Genomic DNA, 7,238 nt, shown 5'->3' on the forward strand with positions numbered 1-7,238 from the left:
CTGCATTGTCGTACATGGTGATCACGTAGAGCCGGTTCATGACCTGATCCCCCGGATAGACGGTCGGATCGTTGACCATGGCCGGATCGATCCTGTCCTTGGCCGCAAGGTTGCCGCTGGCATAACGAACGTAGTTGCTGATCTGGGCCGCGATCTCAGGGCGCATGATGAAGTTCAGGAACTGGTGCGCCTCGTCGGGGTGAGGCGCATCTGCCGGGATGGCAACGCTGTCGAACCAGATTTGCCCGCCTTCCTTGGGTAGTATGTAGGCAACGTTGATCGGCTTGGTGCCGAGGCCCTTGGCCGCTTCGAGCGCACGGTCGCGCGCCTGCAGGACGTCGCCGGACCAGCCGATCGCGACGCAGATGTCTCCCGTCGCCAGACCCTCGATATAGGCCGACGAGGTGAAGTTGCGGATATAGGGACGGACCTTGGCGACGACGTCGGCGGCCTTCTGTAGATCATCGACATTCTTCGAGTTCGGATCGAGGCCGAGATAGTTCAATGCCGCCGGCAGCACATCGTCGGGCGCGTCGAGCATCGTGACGCCGCAGCCCTGAAGCTTGGCCATGTTGGCGGGATCGAATACCAGGCTCCAACTATCGGGAACGCTTCCGAGTGCGGCCTTGACCTTGTCGACGTTCACGCCGATGCCAGTGGTGCCCCACATCAGGTTGATGGCGTATCGGTTGCCCGGATCGTAAAGCTCCATCCGCTTCATAAGCGCGGGCCACAGGTTTTTCTCATTCGCGAGCTTCGACCTGTCCAGCGGCTGATAGACGCCAGCCAGGATCTGGCGCTGAAGGAAATAGGCCGAGGGAACGACGATATCGTAGCCGGTCCTTCCAGCCAGGAGCTTGGTCTCCAGGATCTTGTTGTCGTCATAGACGTCATAAACGACCTTGATGCCTGTCTCGGCCGTAAACTGGTCCAGAACCTTCGGATCGATGTAGTCCGACCAGTTGTAGATGTTGACCACCCTTTCCTGCGCCGCCGCGGAGAAGGTCATGGCAACGGCGATGACGAGCGAAAAGCCCCACAATCGCGGGATTAGCATCGGTATTCCCCTTTAGTTATTTTTTATCTGTCCATCCAAATAAATCATGTGCCCCGCCAGATTGTCAAGTCATGGTCCCCGCGCTCTTGGTCGACATGTTCGGGAATGTGCGTGCTCCGGCGGAGGTCCATTCGCCGGAGCTCCCGAACCTCAATTGTCCGGAGGCCCTGGCGGGCATTGCGTGACTTCCAGCTACCGGGCGTTTCACCCGTGCGAAGTCGAAGCCCTGGCTGAACAAATCGAATTTGGTCGAGGTCGCCTACCAAAGCGCGCGCGGCAGTCAAGAATACCACCGTCGTGGTCACCGAGAACCTCATGGGCAGAGAGCACCGCCTCGCTCGCAAGGACTCCGATGGAGGTCTCGCTCGTCTTGTCAGACGGAAAGCAACACGCAAAGGGCTGCTCCATGCCTCACCGATCAAGCCGTGGTCGGTATCGGTACCTGTCCGCGGACAGCATCTCTTTCGCAAGTTCGGCTGCCTAGGCATACCCGATTTTCGGTACCAATGCCGTGATGTGGGCTGTCGAACCCTCAAGGTTAGCCAATCGCAGCCAGCTGAACCGCTATCTCTCCGGCTCCTCGACGCCGCGGCCGCCGCTGATGCGCAGGATCTGCGACTATTTCAGCGTCGAGAATCACGAGATCCGTTTGCCGCAGTCCGACTTCGCGGCGATCGTCAAGCTGAAGGGGCTCGCTCCGACAGCCTGTCGCGCACGCGTTTCGACCGCATAGCGGCGCGAAACGATCCGCGCATCTTTCCAGCTGACCGGCACCTTCTTCGAATATTGTTGGTCGATGTCGACCCCCGCCGGATCATCCGCGGCCTGGTCGGCAACCGCAGGACGAGCATTTGTTCTATCGCTGGCTGGAGCGTATCGGCGATCCGCGCGCGCCGGTCCGGCGGCATTCCGTTATCAAGGCCTAGCGCTGATGACCGGCGACCGGGTGTTCATGAACGACTATGAAATTGGCGCCGGCATCGAGGTCACGCAAATGATCGTCTACCCGACTACAGCTTCCGCTGGATGTCGCTCCACTGCGTCAAATGCGGCGTCCGGACGGGCTTCCGGGGGGAACGGCTGAGACTTTTGAGAAGGCATCAGAGCGATGGCAGCCCCTACTCCCACTCAATTGTTTTTATCCCAGCTAGGCCATTGATCTAGCTGGGTTTTTTCTTTCTTGCTGCGCCTAAAGCTGACCCCGAGCCCGTCAAAAACCTACGGTATTGATTTTAAAGGGAAATTTTTGGCGAAAAAATTTTTGAGGTTCCGTGGACTATCGAGATCAATCGGACTTTTGACCTTGCCACCGCACCGGAACGTGTGCTCCCATTGCTTTCAAAAAGTACCGTCAGGGTGCCGACGCCGGCCGCAACTTAACGCGATGCTTGAGCCCTCGCAAACTCGATCATTCGACTGCCGAAAATGGGCCGAGATCGGAACCTCCGCTTTCGGGATGATTGGGCTAGAAAGCCGACCTTTTCACCCAGCGTAGCGCCGACCGCTTTGCGCCCCAGCGGACGTCCGATACTTGCAAGAACTACTCTCACTACGGAACTCGCCGTCAAATCGAATCGGGCGGCGCGAAGAAGCAGTTCATATACTCCTCACTTGGATGCAGGCAGATATGAAAATCGTGGTCACCGGACGGCAGCGCGTCTCTATACGGAATCTGAAACAAATGCTGTCGAGTCACCAGGTGGTGGTCGCCAGGGAGTAGTGTAACGGAAAAGCCGCTCGGTCCAGTCTTCACCGATGCGCCCGGGATGCGCTCGCAATCGCCTCCCAGGTCATCTCCCTTGCAGCAAGCTGGCGGATAAGGCCAGCCGCGCACCGCATCATGCGCGCCCGCGCTTCCGCCCGATATCAACGCGCAAGCTGCTGCCAGTACAGCCGTGGGTTTCGAAGCCATCAAAAGTTGGACCTGCTACCCCTCGTCGCTAGTCGGCATGATCGGCCAAGACAACCTTGGTGTAACGAAAGGAAACCGATCAAACGCCGATTTTCTCCCGATCTGGAGTTTGATATGCTCATGATCAAGGGTTCGACGTTCTGCGCATGCAAAGAGATGCGGGATGAATCCGCGCTCATCCAAGACAATCGTGGTGAACGGCATCACTCTCGATTTTGCCGCCGGGATTTTGCGCGACAGCCAAGGCAAGGATGTGGTCTTGCGCTCGCAAGCCTTCGCGGTGCTTGAATACCTCAGCAGGCACACTGATCGCGTCGTCACAAAAGACGAGCTTATGCAAGCGATATGGCCTGGCATTGCAGTAACCGACGACAGCTTGGTGCAATGCATCGGTGATATCCGCCGGGCACTGCGCGATAAGAACCAGATGGCTCTCAAGGTAGTGCCAAAACGCGGGTACAGACTCGCAATTGACGCCGCGGAATGGCCGATCGAACCGACAGGCCGGAGTCGGTCGGCGGCCATCATAGCTCTTGCCATTGCCTTGTTTGCGGCAGGACTCCTCTGGGGCTTTAATCATCGCGCCGATGAGAGTGGCGCCGGGGCAGTTCTGCCCTCCATTGCGGTGCTGCCATTTGGGATGATCGGTGGTGATGCGGACCAGCAGCGGCTGGCTGACGGCCTGACCGAGGACATCATCACTGACCTTGCCCGATTTCCAGAATTTCGGGTGATAGCTAGCAATACGACCACAGCTTACAAGGAGAAGACGTCTAACACGAAAGAAGTGGGGGCGGCTCTCAATGCTGACTTCATCGTCGAGGGCTCGATCCAGCGCCAGGCCGATCGCGTGCGCATCACGGCGCAACTTGTTGAAACTGCGACCGGCAAGCACATCTGGTCGGACCGGTGGGATCGGCCCGAAAACGACTTTTTCGCGATTCAGACCGAGATCGCCGAGCAGGTCTCGAACCGGCTCGGTGGTGGCGCGGGCCTGATTCAAGTGGCGGGCCGCCGGGAGGCGCATCGCAAGCCGCCAGCGAACCTCAACGCCTACGAGCTCTACCTTCTCGGCACCGAGCGGCTCGAGCGGGTCAATCGCGACGATCTGGAAGAGGCGATCCGGCTTCTCACAAGGTCGCTGGAGCTTGATCCCTCCCTCGCCCGGGCTTGGATCGAGCTTTCGCACGCCCACAAGGTCCTTGCCGGCTTCGGGGTGGAGCCCCTGCGGAACCAAAAGCTGGCTGCCGATGCTGCGATGCGCGCGGTCACGCTCGACCCAGGTGACGCAGAGGCGCATGTGGTCCGCGCGATTACCCTGGCCGAGAGCGCCGATCTGGCGAAGGCGAAGGCGGAGTTCGACACAGCCCTCAGCATGGCGCCGAACGAGTTCGAGATCCTGACCTTCTACGTTACCTGGGCGGCCATGTTCGGCGAGCCCGAACGCGGAGCCGAATTGGCCGACAGGGCGATCAGCCTGAACCCGAACTTCCCGATGTGGAGCACCCGTCCGCTCAACGTCGCCTACTTCTGGGCCGGTCGTTACGAGGACGCCCTGCGCATGACGGACCGGCTCGGCCCTGACAATTACGATCGCTGGGTGGGGACGTTTCGAGCTGCCGCGCTTGCGGCTCTGGGCCGGACGGATGAGGCGCGGACGCTTGTCGCGTTCACCCTCCAGAAGTATCCGGACTTGAGCATAGAGGGAATAATCGCCAACCTCCCCTTCACCGAGGTACAGCGGAACCGGCTGATCGAAACGATGAGCCTCGCCGGCTTTCCACGCTGTGCCAAGTCTGAGGACCTCGCCAAACTTGAGAAGCCGGTCCGGTTGCTCGGATGCAAGTCGCCGTAGACGGCAAGCGACAGTCTGCATGATCGAGGGGGCGCATTCTGTTCGCACGAAGGCACCGTAAGGAGGTATCGCCGTGATTATCCGCATTTATCGCGGCACGGTCTTTGCTGGAAAGCAGCGTCTCTGGCAGGAGCGTGTTGAGTCGCTTTCTATTCCCTGGCTGAGGAAGCAGGCGGGCCTCATCGCCTTTTACCCCGGTAAGCCACCTGCGGAGAGTGCGGGCAGGACGTTCTGCATGGTGATGGTCTGGGATGGTCTGGAGTCGGTGAAGGCCGCTATCGGGCCAGACTGGAATAACGCGATTTATCATGGCGATGAAGCCGAGTTGATCGAGTCTGCTCAAGTCGAGCACTTCGAGCTCTTTCCGTAGGCTGCCGAGCGCAGGGCAACAATGGGGCCGATGGCGGAATGGCGGTTTTTTGGCGTCCGAGGAACAATAACGGACGTTCAGCCCAGGTGGCCCAAGTCCGAAATTGACCCAATGCGGTCATTCCGGCAAGCCCGCTGTGCGCATGCCTTCAGCTAGATGCTGGCGGTCTTCGATGCGAAACAGCGGCTCCTTGGCCACGTATCTGGCAGTGGAGAATTCTGGGATCCGCCGCAGCAAACCAGCAACGCGATCTCTCGCAAGATCGGGCTTGCCAGCCATTGCGTAGCTTGCGGCGAACCAAACCTCTTTCGAGAACGTCAAAGAACTTGATCGGCGCATGTTGACAATGGCGTCGTCATAGCGGCGCGCGTTGAAGTAGACGGCGGCGAGTTCGCCCCAATACCAAGAAGGGTTGAAGAATGGGTCGAGGCGCTTCGCCTCCAGCATCCCCTCAATGGCTCTCTCGGTTTCGCCGCGATAGTTATAGAACATCGCCAAGTCGGTGTGATTGACCGGATGGTTTGGATTTAGAGAAATGGCCTTGGCGAAATGCTGTTCACCCACTTCGTAGGCGCCGCGATCGACCTGTGCCCAAGCCATTACTAGTTGGCAAAGATGGTCGTTTTCATCGAGCGCGACGGCTATCCGCGCCATCTCGAACGCCTCGTCGCGCAAGCGGTTCGAACCACTCATGTCGAGAAACCACTCTCGCTCGATAGCTGACGACAACAATGCGTAGGCACGAGCGTAGCTGGGGTCGAGTTCGACGGCCCTTTCGAAGTAATGCCGTGCCTCTGCCTCAATCTCCGGCGTCCCAATTGGCAACGCATCACCGCGCAGGACACATTCATAGGCCGCCAGGCTGGCTGGGGGCTTGCGCAGGACCACCTCGGTGCGCGCGGCCGTCATTCGTCCTACAAGTGTTCCGACGATAGTGCGAACAATGCGATCCTGGACATCGAATATCTCGTCTTGCACACTGTCATAACGCTCTGCCCAGACGTGATTGCCCGTCGTGGCATCGATCAATTGGGCCGTTATCCGGATGCGCGTTCCCATACGGCGGACACTGCCTTCGACGAGGTACTGCACGCTGAGTTCGCGTCCCGCTCGCATCATGTCAACGTCGTCTCCGCGGAAGCGGGAGGACGAATTGCGCGACGCAACCTGCATCTGCCGGAAGCGTGAAAGCTCTGTGATCAGGTCCTCTGTAAGCCCGTCGCAGAGGTATTGCTGCTCGACATCGCCACTCATGTTCTGGAAGGGGAGGACGGCGATCGAAGGCTTGTCCTGCTGGACTAGTCGCCCTCGTGCGACTTCCGGTTCCGTCGATGCGGTACCGGACAGCATGTGATAGGCGCGCACTGGCCTGGCGATGTTTTTCAAGGTCTGCTCGCCCAGATCGACAAACTGTTCCTTGAGCTTTTCACGTACCTGCTCGTAGGCCGAACCCGACAAGCAGATTCCGTTCGGCTTCGCCAAGCCTTCCAGGCGGGCAGCGATGTTTATTCCGTCGCCCATCAGGTCTCCGTCACTCTCCTCGACGACATCGCCGACGTGGATGCCGATGCGGAATTCAATGCGCTCATCGAGAGGCAGTCCTGTGTTCCATTCGACCATGCCTTCCTGCATCTCAGCAGCGCAACGCACGGCCTCGACAACGCTGCGGAACTCCACGAGAGCGCCGTCTCCAGTACGCTTGACCACTCGTCCATCGTGTGCGGCGATCGTCGGATCGAGCAAGTCGTTCCGCAGAACCCGCAGCCGCGCAAGTGTCCGATCCTCATCCGCTTCTGCGAGGCGGCTATAGCCAACCACATCCGCTACCAGAATCGCTGCGATCTTCCGCATTTTGGTTCATCACCTGCCTTCGAATGAGAAAGATATCACGTCTCAGGAATTGTGCTGCAATGGAGCGGCGAGCCAAGTCGGCTTGTGGCGCAACCGCGACCTTGGAGTGGTCGCCTGCGACGTCAGCTTTCAGGAAACGGCAAAGCGGATCTACACGGCCGAGATGCGGCGCTAAGCAGACACGGCCTTATAA

At 59.2% G+C, this 7,238-nt stretch carries 6 protein-coding genes; 3 read left to right on the forward strand and 3 right to left on the reverse strand.

Annotated elements, in window-relative coordinates; all coding sequences use genetic code 11:
• On the reverse strand, positions 1-1,057 hold a 1,057-nt coding region (locus tag EN781_RS20350), incomplete at its 3' end, for a polyamine ABC transporter substrate-binding protein (RefSeq protein ID WP_145965562.1).
• Between the two features lie 511 nt (positions 1,058-1,568).
• Here EN781_RS20350 and EN781_RS20355 point away from each other — a divergent pair.
• Positions 1,569-1,790: a helix-turn-helix transcriptional regulator gene (locus tag EN781_RS20355; protein ID WP_126056249.1), complete on the forward strand. Its 222-nt coding sequence runs from the start codon at positions 1,569-1,571 to the stop codon at positions 1,788-1,790.
• Between the two features lie 831 nt (positions 1,791-2,621).
• Here the strand turns inward: EN781_RS20355 and EN781_RS20360 are convergent.
• Positions 2,622-2,969 carry a hypothetical protein gene (locus tag EN781_RS20360; protein WP_126056250.1) on the reverse strand — a complete coding sequence of 116 codons (348 nt, stop codon included), beginning with the start codon at positions 2,967-2,969 and terminating at the stop codon, positions 2,622-2,624.
• A 163-nt stretch (positions 2,970-3,132) separates the two neighbouring features.
• Here EN781_RS20360 and EN781_RS20365 point away from each other — a divergent pair, with 163 nt between their 5' ends.
• Entirely contained in the window at positions 3,133-4,824 is a 1,692-nt protein-coding gene (locus tag EN781_RS20365) for a winged helix-turn-helix domain-containing protein (RefSeq protein ID WP_126056251.1), read from the forward strand.
• Positions 4,825-4,897: 73 nt separating this feature from the next.
• Positions 4,898-5,194, forward strand: a complete 297-nt coding sequence (locus EN781_RS20370; protein WP_126056252.1) for a hypothetical protein — start codon at positions 4,898-4,900, stop codon at positions 5,192-5,194.
• Between the two features lie 117 nt (positions 5,195-5,311).
• On the opposite strand, the gene EN781_RS20375 is transcribed toward EN781_RS20370, so the two are convergent.
• Entirely contained in the window at positions 5,312-7,045 is a 1,734-nt protein-coding gene (locus tag EN781_RS20375; RefSeq protein WP_126056253.1) for an adenylate/guanylate cyclase domain-containing protein, read from the reverse strand.
• Positions 7,046-7,238 lie beyond the last annotated feature (193 nt).

The sequence above is a fragment of the Mesorhizobium sp. M4A.F.Ca.ET.090.04.2.1 genome, assembly GCF_003999085.1.
GTDB lineage: Bacteria > Pseudomonadota > Alphaproteobacteria > Rhizobiales > Rhizobiaceae > Mesorhizobium.

Bases quoted from the DNA above. Each gene is read 5' to 3' on its own strand.
- EN781_RS20360 (WP_126056250.1), bottom strand. From the start codon at position 2,969: ATGGCTTCGAAACCCACGGCTGTACTGGCAGCAGCTTGCGCGTTGATA.
- EN781_RS20365 (WP_126056251.1), top strand. From the start codon at position 3,133: ATGAATCCGCGCTCATCCAAGACAATCGTGGTGAACGGCATCACTCTC.
- EN781_RS20375 (WP_126056253.1), bottom strand. From the start codon at position 7,045: ATGCGGAAGATCGCAGCGATTCTGGTAGCGGATGTGGTTGGCTATAGC.